14 protein-coding genes are annotated in these 14,899 nt (G+C 68.5%); 5 read left to right on the top strand and 9 right to left on the bottom strand.

The annotated features are described in order from the left end of the window. Window positions 1–3,138 (bottom strand): DEAD/DEAH box helicase (locus AC5Y4H_RS15445; RefSeq protein ID WP_499983044.1); only part of this gene is annotated, 3,138 nt, incomplete at its 3' end. Window positions 3,139–3,180: 42 nt separating this feature from the next. Beyond that, entirely contained in the window at window positions 3,181–3,843 is a 663-nt protein-coding gene (locus AC5Y4H_RS15440) for a TetR/AcrR family transcriptional regulator (RefSeq protein WP_499983043.1), read from the bottom strand. Window positions 3,844–4,416: 573 nt separating this feature from the next. Between AC5Y4H_RS15440 and AC5Y4H_RS15435 the strand changes: the two genes are divergently transcribed. The 4 genes from AC5Y4H_RS15435 (at window position 4,417) to AC5Y4H_RS15420 (ending at window position 6,809) form a co-directional block, all read left to right on the top strand. After that, entirely contained in the window at window positions 4,417–4,800 is a 384-nt protein-coding gene (locus AC5Y4H_RS15435; RefSeq protein ID WP_499983042.1) for a hypothetical protein, read from the top strand. A gap of 47 nt (window positions 4,801–4,847) precedes the next feature. Next, on the top strand, window positions 4,848–5,159 hold the full coding sequence (usfY, locus tag AC5Y4H_RS15430; protein WP_067355828.1) for a protein UsfY: 312 nt from the start codon (window positions 4,848–4,850) through the stop codon (window positions 5,157–5,159). A 427-nt stretch (window positions 5,160–5,586) separates the two neighbouring features. Then, window positions 5,587–6,024, top strand: coding sequence for an ATP-binding protein (locus AC5Y4H_RS15425; RefSeq protein WP_499983041.1), 438 nt, complete (start codon window positions 5,587–5,589; stop codon window positions 6,022–6,024). After that, a complete protein-coding gene (locus tag AC5Y4H_RS15420) occupies window positions 6,021–6,809 on the top strand; it encodes an RNA polymerase sigma factor SigF (protein WP_499983040.1) in 789 nt (262 codons plus the stop codon). Before AC5Y4H_RS15425 ends, AC5Y4H_RS15420 begins: the two co-directional genes overlap by 4 nt. Here AC5Y4H_RS15420 and AC5Y4H_RS15415 read toward each other — a convergent pair. The 7 genes from AC5Y4H_RS15415 to AC5Y4H_RS15385 all read right to left on the bottom strand — a co-directional run bounded on the left by AC5Y4H_RS15415 (window position 6,780) and on the right by AC5Y4H_RS15385 (window position 13,197). Beyond that, window positions 6,780–7,205, bottom strand: coding sequence for an STAS domain-containing protein (locus tag AC5Y4H_RS15415; RefSeq protein ID WP_499983055.1), 426 nt, complete (start codon window positions 7,203–7,205; stop codon window positions 6,780–6,782). The genes AC5Y4H_RS15420 and AC5Y4H_RS15415 overlap by 30 nt on opposite strands. 182 nt (window positions 7,206–7,387) lie before the next feature. Continuing rightward, window positions 7,388–9,184, bottom strand: coding sequence for an acetyl/propionyl/methylcrotonyl-CoA carboxylase subunit alpha (locus AC5Y4H_RS15410; protein WP_499983039.1), 1,797 nt, complete (start codon window positions 9,182–9,184; stop codon window positions 7,388–7,390). Between the two features lie 134 nt (window positions 9,185–9,318). Beyond that, window positions 9,319–9,738 carry a SufE family protein gene (locus tag AC5Y4H_RS15405; protein ID WP_499983038.1) on the bottom strand — a complete coding sequence of 140 codons (420 nt, stop codon included), beginning with the start codon at window positions 9,736–9,738 and terminating at the stop codon, window positions 9,319–9,321. Window positions 9,739–9,748: 10 nt separating this feature from the next. Beyond that, window positions 9,749–10,639, bottom strand: a complete 891-nt coding sequence (locus AC5Y4H_RS15400; protein ID WP_499983037.1) for a sulfurtransferase — start codon at window positions 10,637–10,639, stop codon at window positions 9,749–9,751. A 10-nt stretch (window positions 10,640–10,649) separates the two neighbouring features. Beyond that, a complete protein-coding gene (locus tag AC5Y4H_RS15395; protein WP_499983036.1) occupies window positions 10,650–11,294 on the bottom strand; it encodes a Maf family protein in 645 nt (214 codons plus the stop codon). Then, complete coding sequence (locus AC5Y4H_RS15390) at window positions 11,291–11,560, bottom strand: acyl-CoA carboxylase subunit epsilon (protein WP_499983035.1); 270 nt, start codon at window positions 11,558–11,560, stop codon at window positions 11,291–11,293. Before AC5Y4H_RS15390 ends, AC5Y4H_RS15395 begins: the two co-directional genes overlap by 4 nt. Beyond that, window positions 11,557–13,197: an acyl-CoA carboxylase subunit beta gene (locus AC5Y4H_RS15385; RefSeq protein ID WP_499983034.1), complete on the bottom strand. Its 1,641-nt coding sequence runs from the start codon at window positions 13,195–13,197 to the stop codon at window positions 11,557–11,559. The genes AC5Y4H_RS15390 and AC5Y4H_RS15385 overlap by 4 nt, the downstream gene beginning before the upstream one ends. A 134-nt stretch (window positions 13,198–13,331) precedes the next feature. Here AC5Y4H_RS15385 and AC5Y4H_RS15380 point away from each other — a divergent pair, with 134 nt between their 5' ends. Next, the gene (locus tag AC5Y4H_RS15380; protein ID WP_499983033.1) at window positions 13,332–14,882 is read left to right on the top strand and encodes an FAD-binding protein; all 1,551 of its coding nucleotides are present in this window, start codon (window positions 13,332–13,334) and stop codon (window positions 14,880–14,882) included. Window positions 14,883–14,899: the final 17 nt, after the last annotated feature.

The following is a 14,899-nucleotide window of genomic DNA, read 5'->3' as shown; positions in this document are numbered from 1 at the left end:
GGCGGTCACTCGTAGACCCAGCCCGAACCGGGCGGCCGCCTCGGCGGTGGTGAACGGGGTGTGGGTGCGCGCGTAGCGACCCAGCAATTCGCCCAGCGGGTCGGCGACCTCCTCGGTGAAGGCGGCAGGCACCCCGAGCGGAACCGCGATGCCGATGCCGTCGCGCAGCCGGCCGATGTCCTCGATGGCCACCCACCAGCTGCGGCCCGCGAACGACACGGTGAGCGCGCGGCGCGCCGCGCGCAGCCCCTCCAGCCAGCCGGCAACGCTTTTGCCGTCGGTGACGTCAGTGCGGGCGGCCACCTCCTGCTCGGTCAGCGGGCCCAGCAGCCGCAGCAGGTCCGCGACGGCTTCGGCGTCACGGGCGGCCCGGTCGGCCGAAAGGTGCTGAAGCTGACGGCCGGTCGAGGCGATGATCTCGGGATCGAGCAGGTCGCGCAGCTCCACCCGGCCCAGCAGCTCGGCCAGCAGCGTGCTGTCCAGCGAGAGTGCGGCGGCCCGGCGCTCGGCCAGCGGGCTGTCGCCCTCGTACATGAACGCGCCGACGTAGCCGAACAGCAGCGACGCCGCGAACGGCGACGGCCGCTGCGTCTCGACCTCGAGCACCCGCACCCGACGCTGCGCGATACCCGTCATCAGCAGGGCCAGGGCCGGCACGTCGTAGACGTCCTGCAGGCACTCACGGATGGTCTCCAGCACCACCGGGAAGTCGGGGTATTTGCGGGCCACCTCCAGTAACTGTGCGGCGCGCTGGCGTTGCTGCCATAACGGCGAGCGGCGCCCCGGGTGCCGGCGCGGCAACAGCAGGGCCCGGGCCGCGCACTCGCGGAACCGTGAGGCGAACAGTGCCGAACCGCCCACCTCGGCGGTGACGATCGCGTCGATCTCCTCGGCGTCGAAGACGAAGAGGTCGGCACCGGGCGGGGTGTCCCCGGTGTCGGACAACATGTCCGGCAGGCGCACCACGACGCCGTCGTCGGACGCGGTGGGTTTCTCGTCGATGCCGTAGCGTTCGCGCAGCCGGCGGGCCACCGCGAGCGCCAGCGGTCCGTTCACCGGAAGGCCGTACGGCGAGTGCAGGATCACCCGCCAGTCGCCCAGTTCGTCACGGAACCGCTCGACCAGCAGGGTGGTGTCGGTGGGCACCACCCCGGCGGCGCTTTGCTGCTCGTCGAGCAGGCGCCTAAGGTTGTCGGTCGCGTATGCATCGAAACCCAGTCCGGCGCAACGCGTGTCGAAGGCCTCCCGCTTCAAGCCGGCCAGCTCGCCGGTGAACGCGCCGAGCGCGGCGCCCAGCTCGGCGGGGCGGCCCAGGCCGTCGCCGCGCCAGAACGGCAACCGGGCCGGCTGGCCGGGTGCGGGGATCACCAGCACCCGGTCATGGGTGATCTCGGTGATGCGCCAGCTGGTGGCGCCAAGCGAGATGACATCGCCGGGACGCGACTCGTAGACCATTTCCTCTTCGAGTTCGCCGACCCGCGAAGGTTTTTCGGCCTCGGAGGCGAGGTAGACGGTGAACAGCCCCCGATCGGGGATGGCGCCCCCGGACGTCACGGCCAGCCGTTGCGCGCCGGGGCGGGCGGTCAGCGTGCCGGTGTCGCGGTCGTACACCAACCGCGGTCGCAGCTCGGCGAATTCGGTGGACGGGTACTTGCCGCTCAACAGGTCCAGGGTGGCCTCGTACACGCTGCGCGGCAGCGTCGCAAACGGCGCGGCGCGCCGAACCGTGTCGAACCACCGGTCGGCGTCCAACGGTTCCAGCGCGGCCGCCGCCACGGTCTGCTGCGCCAGGATGTCGAGCGGATTGGCCGGCACCCGCATGGTTTCGATCTGGCCAGTGAGCATGCGCTGCACGCTGACCGCACAGCCGATCAGGTCGGTGCGGTGCTTGGGGAACAGCACACCCTGCGAGACCTCGCCGACCTGGTGGCCGGCGCGGCCGATGCGTTGCAGGCCGCTGGCCACCGAAGGCGGCGCCTCCACCTGGATCACCAGATCGACGGCGCCCATGTCGATACCCAGCTCCAGGCTCGAGGTGGCCACCACCGCCTTGAGCAGCCCGCGTTTCAGGTCCTCTTCGACCAGGGCGCGCTGTTCCTTGCTCACCGAACCGTGGTGGGCGCGGGCCAGTATCGGGTCGGCGCCGTAGGTCTGCCCGCTGCCCATGATGTGCGCCGGGGCGCCGCCGGCCACCTTCGGATTGGCGTCCGTGGTCAGTTCCACCCCGCTGCGTTCCGCATGAATCTCGTTGAGGCGGGCGGTAAGTCGCTCGGCCAGCCGCCGCGAATTGGCGAAGACGATCGTGGAGTTGTGCGATTCGATCAGGTCGACCAGGCGGTTCTCGACGTCGGGCCAGATGGTGTTGTTCGCCAGGTTGGCCATGTCGGGCACCGGCACCTGCACGCTGAGCTCGACCGTCTTGGCCGACGGCGGGGCCACGATGGTCGTCGGCGCCTGCCCGGACAGGAACCGCGCGAGTTCCTCGGGCGGACGCACCGTGGCCGACAATCCGATGCGCTGCGCGGGTTTGTCCGCCCGCAGCGCGTCGAGACGCTCCAGCGACACGGCCAGGTGCGCGCCGCGCTTTCCGGCGGCGATGGCGTGGATCTCGTCGACGATCACCGTCTGGACGCCGGCCAGGGTCTCGCGGGCGGCCGAGGTGAGCATCAGAAACAGCGACTCGGGAGTGGTGATCAGCACGTCGGGCGGTCGGTTGATCAGTTGGCGACGGGCGGCGGGCGGGGTGTCGCCGGAACGGACTCCGACGCTGATGTCCGGTCGCGGCAGGCCGTGCCGTTCGGCGATGCGGGTGAGCCCGGCCAGGGGAGTGCGCAGGTTGCGCTCGACGTCGACCGCCAGCGCCTTGAGCGGAGAGACGTAGAGCACGCGCGTGCCGGGCGGGCGCTCCGTGGAGCCGGCGAGACTATCCAGCGCCCAGAGGAACGCCGCAAGCGTCTTGCCCGAGCCGGTGGGCGCGATCACCAGGGTGTTGTTGCCGTCGGCGATGGCGTTCCAAGCGTCGGCCTGCGCGGTGGTCGGTGCGTCGAAGGTGCTGGTGAACCACTCGCGGGTGATCGCGCTGAACCGGCCCAACGGGTCGGGGCGGCCGGACGGCCCGGATTCAGCGCGAGTGCTCACCTGTCCATCGTGCCAACGGCCACCGACAAGACGCCGCTCCGCTCACAGGCGCGACGTGGACATCGCCCCTGTGAGTTCCTCCGGGAGCTCCGGAACCCGTGCGATCGCGTCCAGCAGCGCGTGCGCGCAGGCGTCGGCCAGCTTCTCGGCGTCGGTGGTGGGGTCGATGATCCGTTGCCGGCAGATCTCGAAGGTCAGGGCCAGCCAGCCGTTCAGGATCACCCGCAGGTGCCGCTCGACGTCGGGCGCCATGCTGGGCGCGTTGAGCTCGGCGAGCAACCGGTTGATCCGGGACATGATGTGATCCCTCTGACGGTTCTTGGCATCGTCCTCGACGCCCAGCAGGACCGGATCGGACCGGCCCAGGCCGACGTACGCGGCCCACGCGGCCTCCGGGTTCTGCTGGTGGTAAGCCATGTAGGCCAGCACGCCGGCCCGGATCTCCTCGTACATGGTCAGACCGGTCACGTCGTCCATGTTGGTGTTCTCGTACAGGCGGTCGGCCTCGTCCTTGACGACCGCCGCGAAGAATGCGCGCTTGTCGGGGAAGTAGTGGTACATCAGGGCCCGGGACACTCCGGCGCGTTCCGCGATCTCATCGATGCGGACCTCGTCGTAGGGCCGCTTCCCGAAGACCTCCGCTCCGAGAGCGAGCAGCTCAGCGCGTCGATCCTCGGGAGACAAGCGCCTGCGGGCAGTTGGCATGTGTCAGATAGTACCCATGCGCCATGAGCCGCCAGCCACTTTGCTTTCATCGGGCTTCACGCCCCGGGCCAGCGATAAGTCACCGGAATAATTGACGGTGTCGGCACTTTGGCGCACGCAGGCCTTCCGGCCGGCCGTGCGGGATTCGCGCCCGCGGCTACCCTCCCGCTTACCGCCGAACACGCCGCCGATCTCCGCTCCGGAGGTGCCGATGCCGACATCGGCTACTGGGCAGTCGGATTCGGTCAGAAACCGCTCCGACTCGCCGACATCGGTGGTGCGGATTGAAGGCAAAGACCTTGCGGCGCAGCATCGTTGAGCGCGATGGCATCGTCTGGCTCGTCGTTGGGCAGGCAGGTACAGGATGGGTGCAAACGTCCCGGTGGCCGCTCGCGGTCTGCGCCGGAACACCCTCGGCCTGCCAGCAATGATCCCGTTTACGGGGGTTTGCCGCGGGGTATGTGAATTCGTGCGCTTTCCGCAGCTACCAGCGCAGGCACTGCCGCCATGTAACTAATGCGACGTAGCGAGCGATGAACTCAGCGCGGGTTTCCGACGGGGAGGTGAACAACGATGCAGAAAGCGGACGCGCGATCGGGCGGTGATCGCCTGGGCCAGGAGGACGGCGAGGTGCACGCCGCCATCCGTTTCGCCGTCCTGTCCACGCTGGCCGCCGTCGGCTTCCTGTTGATCGCCGCGGTGTGGGTCAGCACCTGCCCGGGGGTGAGCGTGGACACGGTGGCGTGCGGGCCACCGCAGCGCACATTGCTGGCGTTCGGGGGTCCGCTGATCGCGTTCGGCGCCGGGATATGGGCTTTCGTGCGCACCTATCTGGTCTGGAAGGCCAGGGGGACCTGGTGGGGCTGGCACGGCGCGGGCTGGTTCTTGCTGACCGCGATGGCGCTGATGGTCGCCATGGGCGTGGCGCCGATCGCCGGTCCGGTACTGGCCCTTTAGGTTTGTCCTCCCGCGATCTAACGTTGAAGGTGCGGTGAGGAGCAGCTATGGGAGACACCTACCACGACCCCGTCGACCATCTGAGGACAACACGGCCGCTCGCCGGCGAGTCGCTGATCGACGTTTTGCACTGGCCCGGATACCTCCTAGTCGTCGCAGGCGTGATCGGGACCTGCGGCAGCCTTGCGGCCTTCGGCAGCGGACATCACCACGAGGGCATGACGGCGGGGATCCTCGGGGTCATCGCCGCGGTGCTGGGGCTGGCCTGGCTGGCGGTGGAGCACCGCCGGATTCGCCGGATTTGCGATCGCTGGTACACCGAACATCCGGACGTGTACCGGCAACGGCCGGCGAGTTAGGGCGGGCCGCCGACCAATCGGCACGCCGCCCTCGATCGTGTTTTTTCTGCGTGACCTGCCGCGACGTCGCGCGGTGTGATATTGCGCATGCGCGGATGATTGCGGGATTACGGGCCTGAACTTGTGGGTATCAGGTTTGCACCATGATGAGTGCCGGAACGGTTGCGTGGTCACCCCATCATGGGGGACGGAATCACGGATACACCGATGTATATGCCTACTGCGACGACTATCGATATGACCAGCGTGACCCCGGCGATCACCGCGAAGCGCCGGTGTCGGCGCGGCGCGATTCTGTCGGTCGTGCCAAGCCCGGCGACAGCGGGCCCAATACCCGGCGGCGACCATGACTAACCGGCTCGAACGCGAGGTCCAGGGCGGACTGCGGAGCAGTAGTAGTGTCAGTCAAACATTGCCGGGAGACCATATGAACGATGCTGGATCGCACGCTAAAAGGCGTCCGCGCGGCCATCGCGCCGTCGAACTTCACGTAGCTGCGCGACTGGAGAACCTGGCGATGCTGCGCACCCTGGTCGGTGCCATCGGCACCTTCGAGGACCTGGATTTCGATGCGGTGGCGGACCTGAGGCTCGCGGTCGACGAAGTGTGCACCCGGTTGATTCGTTCGGCCACCCCCGACGCAACCCTGATCGTCGTGGTCGACCCCCAGGACGACCAATTGGTAGTGGAAGCTTCCGCGGCATGCGACACTCACGACGTGGTGGCGCCCGGAAGCTTCAGTTGGCATGTGCTGACGTCGCTCGCCGACGACGTCCAGACCTTCCATGACGGTCGCGAACCCAATGAAACCGGCAGTGTTTTCGGCATCACACTGACGGCGCGACGGGCGGCCTCCAGCAGGTGACAGCGCGAGCTGCCGGCGGTTCGGTTTCTCGTCCGAACGAATACGCCGATGTTCCGGACATGTTCCGTGAGTTGGCCGCTACCAAGCCCGACTCGATGGAATTTCAACGTCAACGGGACAAGATCGTCGAGCGCTGCCTGCCGCTCGCCGACCACATCGCGCGCCGTTTCGAGGGCCGCGGCGAACCGCGTGACGACCTGGTTCAGGTGGCGCGCGTCGGATTGGTCAACGCGGTGGTCCGGTTCGACGTCGACGCCGGCTCGGACTTCGTGTCCTTCGCGGTGCCCACGATCATGGGGGAGGTTCGCCGCCACTTCCGCGACAACAGCTGGTCGGTCAAGGTCCCGCGGCGGCTCAAGGAACTGCACCTGCGGCTGGGCACCGCCACCGCCGATCTGTCGCAGCGGCTGGGCCGGGCGCCCACCGCGACGGAACTCGCCGCGGAGTTGGACATGGACCGCGAAGAGGTGGTCGAGGGGCTGGTGGCGGGCAGCTCGTACAACACCCTGTCCATCGACAGCGGTGGCGGCGGCGAGGAAGAGGAAGCCCGCGCGATCGCGGACACCCTCGGTGACGTCGACACCGGCCTGGACCGGATCGAGGATCAGGAATCGTTGCGTCCGCTGCTCGAGGCGCTGCCCGAGCGGGAACGGACGGTGCTGGTGCTGCGATTCTTCGAGTCGATGACGCAGACGCAGATCGCCGATCGGGTCGGCATCTCCCAGATGCACGTGTCGCGGCTACTGGCGAAGTCGCTAACGCGGCTCCGTGACCAGTTGCAGTAGCGGCCGGGGCTCTTCAACCCACAACGGCTCCAGCAGCGGCTCGGCCCGCTGCGTCGTCACCGGCAGCGTCGCGTCCGGGTCGCAGACCCGCAGCAACCTGGCTACCGCCGGACTCGGCGCCATGGCCCAGGACACCTGAGCGCCCGAGCATGCCACGTTGATCCGGTGCAGGGCCGAAAAGCCCGCAGTGCCAATGAATTTGAGGCCGCGCAGGTCAAGGATCACCCGCCGCGAGCGGCTGGTGCTCTGCTGCACGTACGCGATCAGTTGATCGGCGTTGGCCGCGTCGAGCTCGCCGTCCACCGTGATCAGGGTTCCGGTCGGGCCCCAGCGGGCGGTGAATTGTGCTGTGCGGCTTTGTTGCCATGATTGCGCCACAGACATTGCTGACTCCATCCCATTCGGGGAGATCATGCTGTGGATACGTCAGCGAGGTGAAAAAAGTTCGGAGAAGAAGGAATTCCGCCTACCCCCACGTCACCGACGTATCCCGGGCGGCTGTGAACTCAACCTTGTCCGAGACACTACGCGCGATAGCCAGGGTCGACAACGCAGTCTGGGAAAACTCTCAGGGAGCGCTACTTGATTTCGGCGAGGACCGTGCCCTGAGTGATGGCGGCGCCCGCCTCGACCGCGAGTCCGGTGATGACACCGTCCTTGTGCGCGGTGACCGGGTTCTCCATCTTCATCGCCTCGAGCACCACCACCAGGTCGCCCGCGGCAACCTCTTGACCTTCCTCGACCGCGACCTTGACCACGGTGCCCTGCATGGGTGCGGTCACCGCGTCCCCGGAAGCAGCCGCGCCCGCGTGCGCCCCGCGCTTGCGCGCCTTGGGCTTCTTGCGGATGACGCCGGCCGGGTCCGCCGCTCCACCGCTGGACAGCGCCAGGTCCCCGGGCAGCGACACCTCGAGCCGGCGACCGCCGACCTCCACGACAACCTTCTGGCGCGGCCGGGCGTCCTCTTCGTCCAGCGGCTCGCCGCCGGTGAAGGGTTCGATGGTGTTGTTCCACTCGGTCTCGATCCATCGGGTATGCACCGAGAAGCCGTCGCCGTCACCGATGAATGCCGGGTCGGACACCACGGCGCGGTGGAACGGGATGACCGTGGCCAGGCCTTCGACATGGAACTCGTCCAGGGCACGGCGGGAGCGCGCGAGCGCCTCCTCGCGGGTGGCGCCGTACACGATCAGCTTGGACAGCATCGAGTCGAACTGACCGCCGATGACCGAGCCGGCTTCGACACCCGAGTCCAGGCGGACGCCGGGGCCGGTCGGGATGTCGTACCGGGTGACCGGGCCGGGCGCGGGCAGGAAGCCGCGTCCGGCGTCCTCGCCGTTGATCCGGAACTCGATGGCGTGCCCGCGCGGCGTGGGGTCCTCGGTGAGGTCCAGCTTCTCGCCGTTGGCGATCTTGAACTGCTGCAGCACCAGGTCGATGCCGGCGGTCTCCTCGGTGACCGGGTGCTCGACCTGCAGACGGGTGTTGACCTCCAGGAAGGAGATCAGGCCGTCCTGGCCGACCAGGTATTCGACGGTCCCTGCGCCGTAGTAGTGCGCCTCCTTGCAGATCCGCTTCGCCGACTCGTGGATCTCCTTGCGCTGCGCGTCGGTCAGGAACGGAGCGGGAGCCTCCTCCACCAGCTTCTGGAAGCGGCGCTGCAGCGAGCAGTCGCGGGTGCCGGCGACGATCACGTTGCCGTGTTGGTCGGCGATCACCTGCGCCTCGACGTGGCGCGGCTTGTCCAGGTAGCGCTCCACGAAGCACTCGCCGCGGCCGAAGGCGGCGACGGCCTCGCGGACCGCCGACTCGTACAGGTGCGGGATCTCCTCGATGGTGCGGGCCACCTTCATGCCGCGGCCGCCGCCGCCGAAGGCCGCCTTGATGGCGATCGGCACGCCGTACTCCTCGGCGAAGGCGACCACCTCGTCGGCGTCCTTGACGGGGTCGGGTGTGCCGGGCACCAGGGGCGCCTGGGCGCGGGCGGCGATGTGGCGGGCGGTGACCTTGTCACCGAGGTCACGGATCGACTGGGGGCTGGGGCCGATCCAGATCAGCCCGGCGTCGATGACCGCCTGCGCGAAATCGGCGTTCTCTGACAGGAACCCGTAGCCGGGGTGCACGGCGTTGGCGCCCGACTTGGCCGCCGCGTCGAGCAGCTTGCCGAAGTCCAGGTAGGACTCCGCGGAGGTCTGGCCCCCCAGAGCGAACGCCTCGTCGGCCAGGCGCGCGTGCGGCGCGTCAGCGTCGGGCTCGGCGTACACCGCCACGCTGGACAGGCCCGCATCGCGGGCCGCGCGGATCACCCGGACTGCGATTTCGCCGCGGTTGGCGACGAGCACCTTGGAGATCCTCGAGCTGGCGTGACTAGCCACTGCGCCTCCTGTTTGGCATATCCGCAGACGTATTTCTGCGGACTTCTCTAAGAGAATTTCTTACAACGAGTTCTCGGGAAGTCTAAGCGCCGCGCCGTTCGGCCCGACGAGGCGGTCCGGAATTTTGTGGTTTTCTAGGCACTCTCGCGCAGCCTGCGCTTGATCCGGGCGAGCATCGCCGACAAGCCCCGCAGCCGTAGCGGGCTGATCAGAGCGGCCAGCCCGAGGTCGGCGTAAAAATCCTCGGGCACGGCCAGGATGTCGGCGGCCGGCTGCTCGTCCAGGCCGGCGGCCAGAATCGACGCGAACCCGCGCGTGGTCGGCGATTCGGCCGGCGCACTGAAGTGCAGCCGCACCCGCTCGGGGTCACGGGCATCGACGTGCAGGAACAGCGGGGTCTGGCATTCGGGCACCGGCTCCATGGCCGCTTCTTCGAGGTCGGACGGCAGCGCCGGGAGTTCGTTGGCGAACTCCAGCAGCAGCGCGAGCTTGTCCTGGCCCTCTACTTCGGCGAAGTCGGACACCACCTCTGCCAGCGGCGCGGGCATACTCATCGCGGCGCCATCAGACCTCGACGGTGCCCGGCTCTTCACCCGCGACGATCGGTGTGCGCACGGTGTTGCCCCATTCCGTCCAGGATCCGTCATAGTTGCGCACCCCTGGCTTGCCGAGCAGGTGCGTCAGCACGAACCAGGTGTGGCTGGAGCGTTCGCCGATGCGGCAATAGACGACCGTCTTGTCGTCCGGCTCGATGAAGCTGTACAGCTCTTCGAGCTCCTCGCGGCTGCGGAACCGCCCGCTCTCGTCGGCCGCCTTGGCCCACGGAATCGACCGGGCGGTGGGGATGTGGCCGCCGCGCAGCACGCCTTCCTCGGGGTACTCGGGCATGTGCGTGCGCTTGCCGGTGTATTCGTCCGGCGAGCGCACGTCGATCAGCGGCTCGCTGCCGAGAATGGCCAGCACGTCGTCCTTGAATGCGCGGATGGGTGCGTCGTTGCGGGTGACGACGGGGTATCCGCTTGATGTCTTGGTGGGCACGTCCAACGTGGTCTCCCGGCGTTCGGCCAGCCAGAGGTCCCGGCCGCCGTTGAGCAGCCGCACGTCGGGGTGTCCGAACAGCGTGAACACCCACAGCGCATACGCCGCCCACCAGTTGCTCTTGTCGCCGTAGATCACCACGGTGTCGTCGCGGGCGATGCCCTTGCGGTCCATCAGCTCCGCGAACTGCGCGCCGTCGATGTAGTCACGGACCCGGTGGTCGTTGAGGTCGGTGTGCCAGTCGACCTTCACCGCGCCGGGGATATGACCGACGTCGTAGAGCAGGACATCCTCGTCGGATTCGACGATCGCCAGGCCGGGCGTGCCTTGGTTAGCGGACAGCCAGTCGGCGGTGACCAGTCGCTCCGGGTGGGCGTACGCCTGCAATGTCGGGCTTGGATCGGGAGGTAATGCCACGCTGCCGAGCCTACCGCCAGGGCTGGTTGCCGGCCCACAGCGCGGACACCGACAACCCGGCCCGCGCCAGCAGCGTCCGCAGCAGCGGCAGGCTGACGCCGATCACGTTCGACGGGTCGCCGTCGATGCCGTCGACGAACCAGCCGCCCAGGCCGTCTAGGGTGAAGCCGCCGGCCACGTGCCACGGTTCACCGTGGGCGACATACGCTCGCAGGTCCTCATCCGCTGGTATGGCGAAACGCACTGTCGTGCATTGTGATTCGACTTCGCGGTGGGTGATGGCAGCGTCACGCAGCCGCAGCAGGCAATGCCCGGTGTGCAGTTCGCCGGAGCGGCCACCCATCAGCCGCCACTGGCTCGCGGCGGCATAGGCCGATCCCGGTTTCCCGCACAGCCGGCCGTCGATGGACAGCATCGAATCACAGCCGATGACAACGCAATCGGCCGCGACGTCGCCGTCGAGATCGCCCGCCACCTGTTCGGCCTTAGCCCGCGCCAGGGCGCACACCACGTCGCGCGGGGACGCGTCCGGGCCCAGCGCGGCCGCGACGGCATCCTCGTCGACGCCGGAGACCACGACCAGCGGATCGACGCCGGCCTGGCGCAGCACCTTGAGCCGGCCGGCCGATGCCGACGCCAGCACCAGGCGGGTCAATGCCTCATGTGGGTCATTTGCTGGAACGTGAGCCGCTGATAGTTGGTCATCGCGAAGCGCAACCGGTCGACCGGCAAACCCCAGCGGGTTCGCTCGGGCTGTTCGGGCTCCGGCGCCCCGCCGGCGCAGCCCAGCACCGCGACCAGCGCGGCCACCTCCTCGGCGGTGGGCTGACCCTTGAGGATCTGGATGTGCGGCTCGTGCGCATGCGGCTGCGAAGCGTCCGCGGTCCCATCGATCTGCACGTCGTCGGTCGGCTCGGTCATAGGGGAATGTTCCCGTGCTTCTTGGGGGGCAGGTGGGAGATCTTGCGTTCCAGCAGGCGCAGCGCCGTGCCGATGTAACCCCGGGTGTGCGACGGCGGAATCACCGCGTCCACGTAACCTCGCTCGGCGGCGACATACGGGTTGACCAAGGTGTCTTCGTACTCCTGCTGCAGTTGCAGCCGCAGCGCGTCGACGTCCTTGCCCTCCTTGGCGGCCTCGCTCAGTTGCTTGCGGTAGACGAACCCGACCGCGCCCGAGGCGCCCATCACCGCGATCTGCGCCGACGGCCACGCCAGGTTGACGTCGCAACCCATGTCCTTGGACCCCATCACGCAGTAGGCGCCGCCGTAGGCCTTGCGGGTGATGACGGTGATCTTCGGGACCGTGGCCTCGCCGTAGGCGAACAGCAGTTTGGCGCCGCGGCGGATGATGCCGTTGTACTCCTGGCCGGTGCCGGGCAGGAAGCCCGGGACGTCCACCAGCATGATGATCGGGATGTTGAAGCAGTCGCAGGTCCGCACGAATCGGGCGGCCTTCTCCGAGGCGTTGATGTCCAGGCAGCCCGCGAACTGGGTCGGCTGGTTGGCCACGATCCCGACCGGGCGGCCCTCGATCCGGCCGAATCCGACGACGATGTTCTGCGCGTAGCCGCCCTGAATCTCGAGGAACTCGTCGTCGTCGAGGATGCGGGTGATCACCTCGTGCATGTCGTAGGGCTGGTTGGGCGAGTCCGGGATCAGGGTGTCCAGCTCGAGGTCCTCGTCGGTGAGGTTGTCCTCGATGGCGCCCGGGGGATGCGGCTCGGCGTAGCGCGGCGCGTCGGTGGCGTTGTTGGGCGGCAGGTAGCTCAGCAGGTCGCGGACCCAGTCGAAGGCGTCCTGCTCGCCGGACGCGACGTAGTGCAGGGTGCCCGACTTCGCCATGTGGGTGTGGGCGCCGCCCAACTCCTCCATGGTGACGTCCTCACCGGTGACGGTCTTGATGACGTCGGGTCCGGTGATGAACATCTGGCTGGTCTGGTCGACCATGACCACGAAGTCGGTCAGGGCGGGGGAGTAGACGTGGCCACCGGCGGCGGCCCCCATGATCAGCGAGATCTGCGGGATGACGCCAGAGGCCAGGATGTTGTTGCGGAAGATGCGGCTGTACAGGCCCAGCGAGACGACGCCCTCCTGGATCCGTGCGCCCGCGCCGTCGTTGATGCCGATCAGCGGACGACCGGTCTTGATCGCCAGATCCTGGATCTTGACGATCTTCTCGCCGTACACCTCGCCGAGGCTGCCGCCGAACACCGTGGCGTCCTGGCTAAAGATGCACACGTCGCGGCCGTCGACGGTGCCGTAGCCGGTGATCACACCGTCGCCCAGCGGGCGGTTGTGCTCCAGGCCGAAGTTCTTGCTGCGGTGGCGGGCCAGCGCGTCGAGTTCCACGAACGAGTCCTCGTCGAGCAGGGCGAGGATGCGTTCGCGGGCGGTCAGCTTGCCCTTGGCGTGCACCTTCTCGACGGCCTCTTCGCCCACCGGGTGCAGTGACTCTTCGCGCCGCTTGTGCAGCTCGGCCAGCTTGCCCGCGGTGGTGTGAATGTCGATGTGGTGCTCGGCGGCCGGTTCCGCAGTGTGGTCGGTAACGCTCGTCATGGGAGCGATGTTATCGGCAACCCCGTCGGTCTCCCTTAAGCAGCCCTTAAGTAGTCGTCGGCGGTTTGCAGATATAAACGGGTGTTGAGTTTCGCGCCGCCGGGACAACAGGGGACTGCAGCGCAGGAGTAGCGATGGTCGACTGGTTCGAAGAATGCGACGTGCTGGTGGCGGGGTCCGGCGGCGGCGGCGTGACCGGCGCGTACACGGCCGCGCGCGAGGGCCTCGATGTGCTGCTGGTCGAGGCGACGTCGAAATTCGGTGGCACCACCGCGTACTCGGGCGGGGGTGGCGTGTGGTTCCCGTGCAATCCCGTGCTGGTCCGTGCCGGCATGGACGACGACACCATCGAGGACGCGCTCACCTACTACCACGCCGTGGTCGGCGACCGGACCCCACGCGAGCTGCAGGAAACCTACGTCCGTGGCGGCGCGGCGCTGATCGAGTACCTCGAGCACGACCCCAACCTGAAGTTCGTGCCGCTGCCCTGGCCGGACTACTACGGCAAGGCGCCCAAGGCTCGGCTGGACGGCAGACGCCACATCGCCGCCAAGCCGCTGAAGGTCGACGCCGCGCCGGAGCTGCGCGAGGCGATCCGCGGTCCGCTGGACACCGACCGGCTCGGCGCCGAACCCCCGTCGGACTACTACCTGGGCGGCCGCGCCTTGATCGCGCGATTCCTCAAGGCCATCGGGCAGTACCCGAGGGCGTCGCTGCGGCGCGACTCCGCCCTGGTCGAGCTGGTCCGGTCCGACGGCCGGGTCACCGGCGCGATCGTCGAAACCGCAGGCGAACGCCGCGCCATCCGCGCCCGCCGGGGAGTGCTGCTGGCCGCCGGGGGCTTCGAAGCCAACGAGGAACTGCGCCGGCGCTACGGCGTGCCGGGAACGTCGCGAGACACCATGGGCGGCCCGGGAAGTCGCGGGCTGGCGCTGCAGGCCGGCATCGCCGCGGGCGCTGACACCGACCTGCTCGATCAGGCCTGGTGGTCGCCCGGCATGACCCATCCCGACGGACGGTCGGCATTCGCGCTGTGGTTCACCGGCGGCATCTTCGTCAACCAGTCCGGCAACCGGTTCGTCAACGAGTCCCGGGCGTATGACCGCGCCGGCCGCGAGATCATCGCGCAGCTGCGCGACGGCTCGATCACGTTGCCGTACTGGATGATCTACGACGACTCCGACGGCGAGGTGCCGCCCGTGAAGGCGGCCAACGTGTCCATCGTCGAGACCGAGAAGTACGTCGCCGCCGGCCTGTGGCACTCCGCGGACACGCTGGAGGAACTGGCCGCCAAGATCGGCATTCCGGGTGGGCAGTTGGCGGCAACGGTGGCCCGGTTCAACGGCTTCGCCGCGTCCGGCGTCGACGAGGACTTCGGCCGCGGCGACGAGGCGTTCGACCGCGCGTTCTCGGCGGGCGCGTCGCCCCTGGTGGCCATCGACTCACCGCCGTATCACGCCGCCGCCTTCGGCATTTCCGACCTGGGCACCAAGGGCGGGCTGCGCACCGACACCGCGGCGCGGGTGCTCGACCGCGCCGGCAACCCCATCCCCGGCCTGTACGCGGCGGGCAACACCATGGCCGCGCCCAGCGGCACCGCCTATCCCGGCGGCGGCAACCCGATCGGAACCAGCATGCTGTTCAGCCACTTGGCCGTGCTGGACATGCGCGACCGCCGGCCCTGAGTTCTAGGCTGGGTGCG

It is taken from the genome of Mycobacterium sp. NGS58 (genome assembly GCF_059812385.1).
This window is presented reverse-complemented; position numbering and strand designations above follow the sequence as displayed.

Excerpts from the sequence above, each read along its gene's own strand:
- AC5Y4H_RS15440 (WP_499983043.1), bottom strand. The coding sequence starts at position 3,843 with ATGCCAACTGCCCGCAGGCGCTTGTCTCCCGAGGATCGACGCGCTGAG.
- AC5Y4H_RS15415 (WP_499983055.1), bottom strand. The coding sequence starts at position 7,205 with ATGGAGTCAGCAATGTCTGTGGCGCAATCATGGCAACAAAGCCGCACA.
- AC5Y4H_RS15380 (WP_499983033.1), top strand. The coding sequence starts at position 13,332 with ATGGTCGACTGGTTCGAAGAATGCGACGTGCTGGTGGCGGGGTCCGGC.
- AC5Y4H_RS15390 (WP_499983035.1), bottom strand. The coding sequence starts at position 11,560 with ATGACCGAGCCGACCGACGACGTGCAGATCGATGGGACCGCGGACGCT.
- AC5Y4H_RS15425 (WP_499983041.1), top strand. The coding sequence starts at position 5,587 with ATGAACGATGCTGGATCGCACGCTAAAAGGCGTCCGCGCGGCCATCGC.
- usfY (WP_067355828.1), top strand. The coding sequence starts at position 4,848 with ATGGGAGACACCTACCACGACCCCGTCGACCATCTGAGGACAACACGG.
- AC5Y4H_RS15435 (WP_499983042.1), top strand. The coding sequence starts at position 4,417 with ATGCAGAAAGCGGACGCGCGATCGGGCGGTGATCGCCTGGGCCAGGAG.
- AC5Y4H_RS15405 (WP_499983038.1), bottom strand. The coding sequence starts at position 9,738 with ATGAGTATGCCCGCGCCGCTGGCAGAGGTGGTGTCCGACTTCGCCGAA.
- AC5Y4H_RS15385 (WP_499983034.1), bottom strand. The coding sequence starts at position 13,197 with ATGACGAGCGTTACCGACCACACTGCGGAACCGGCCGCCGAGCACCAC.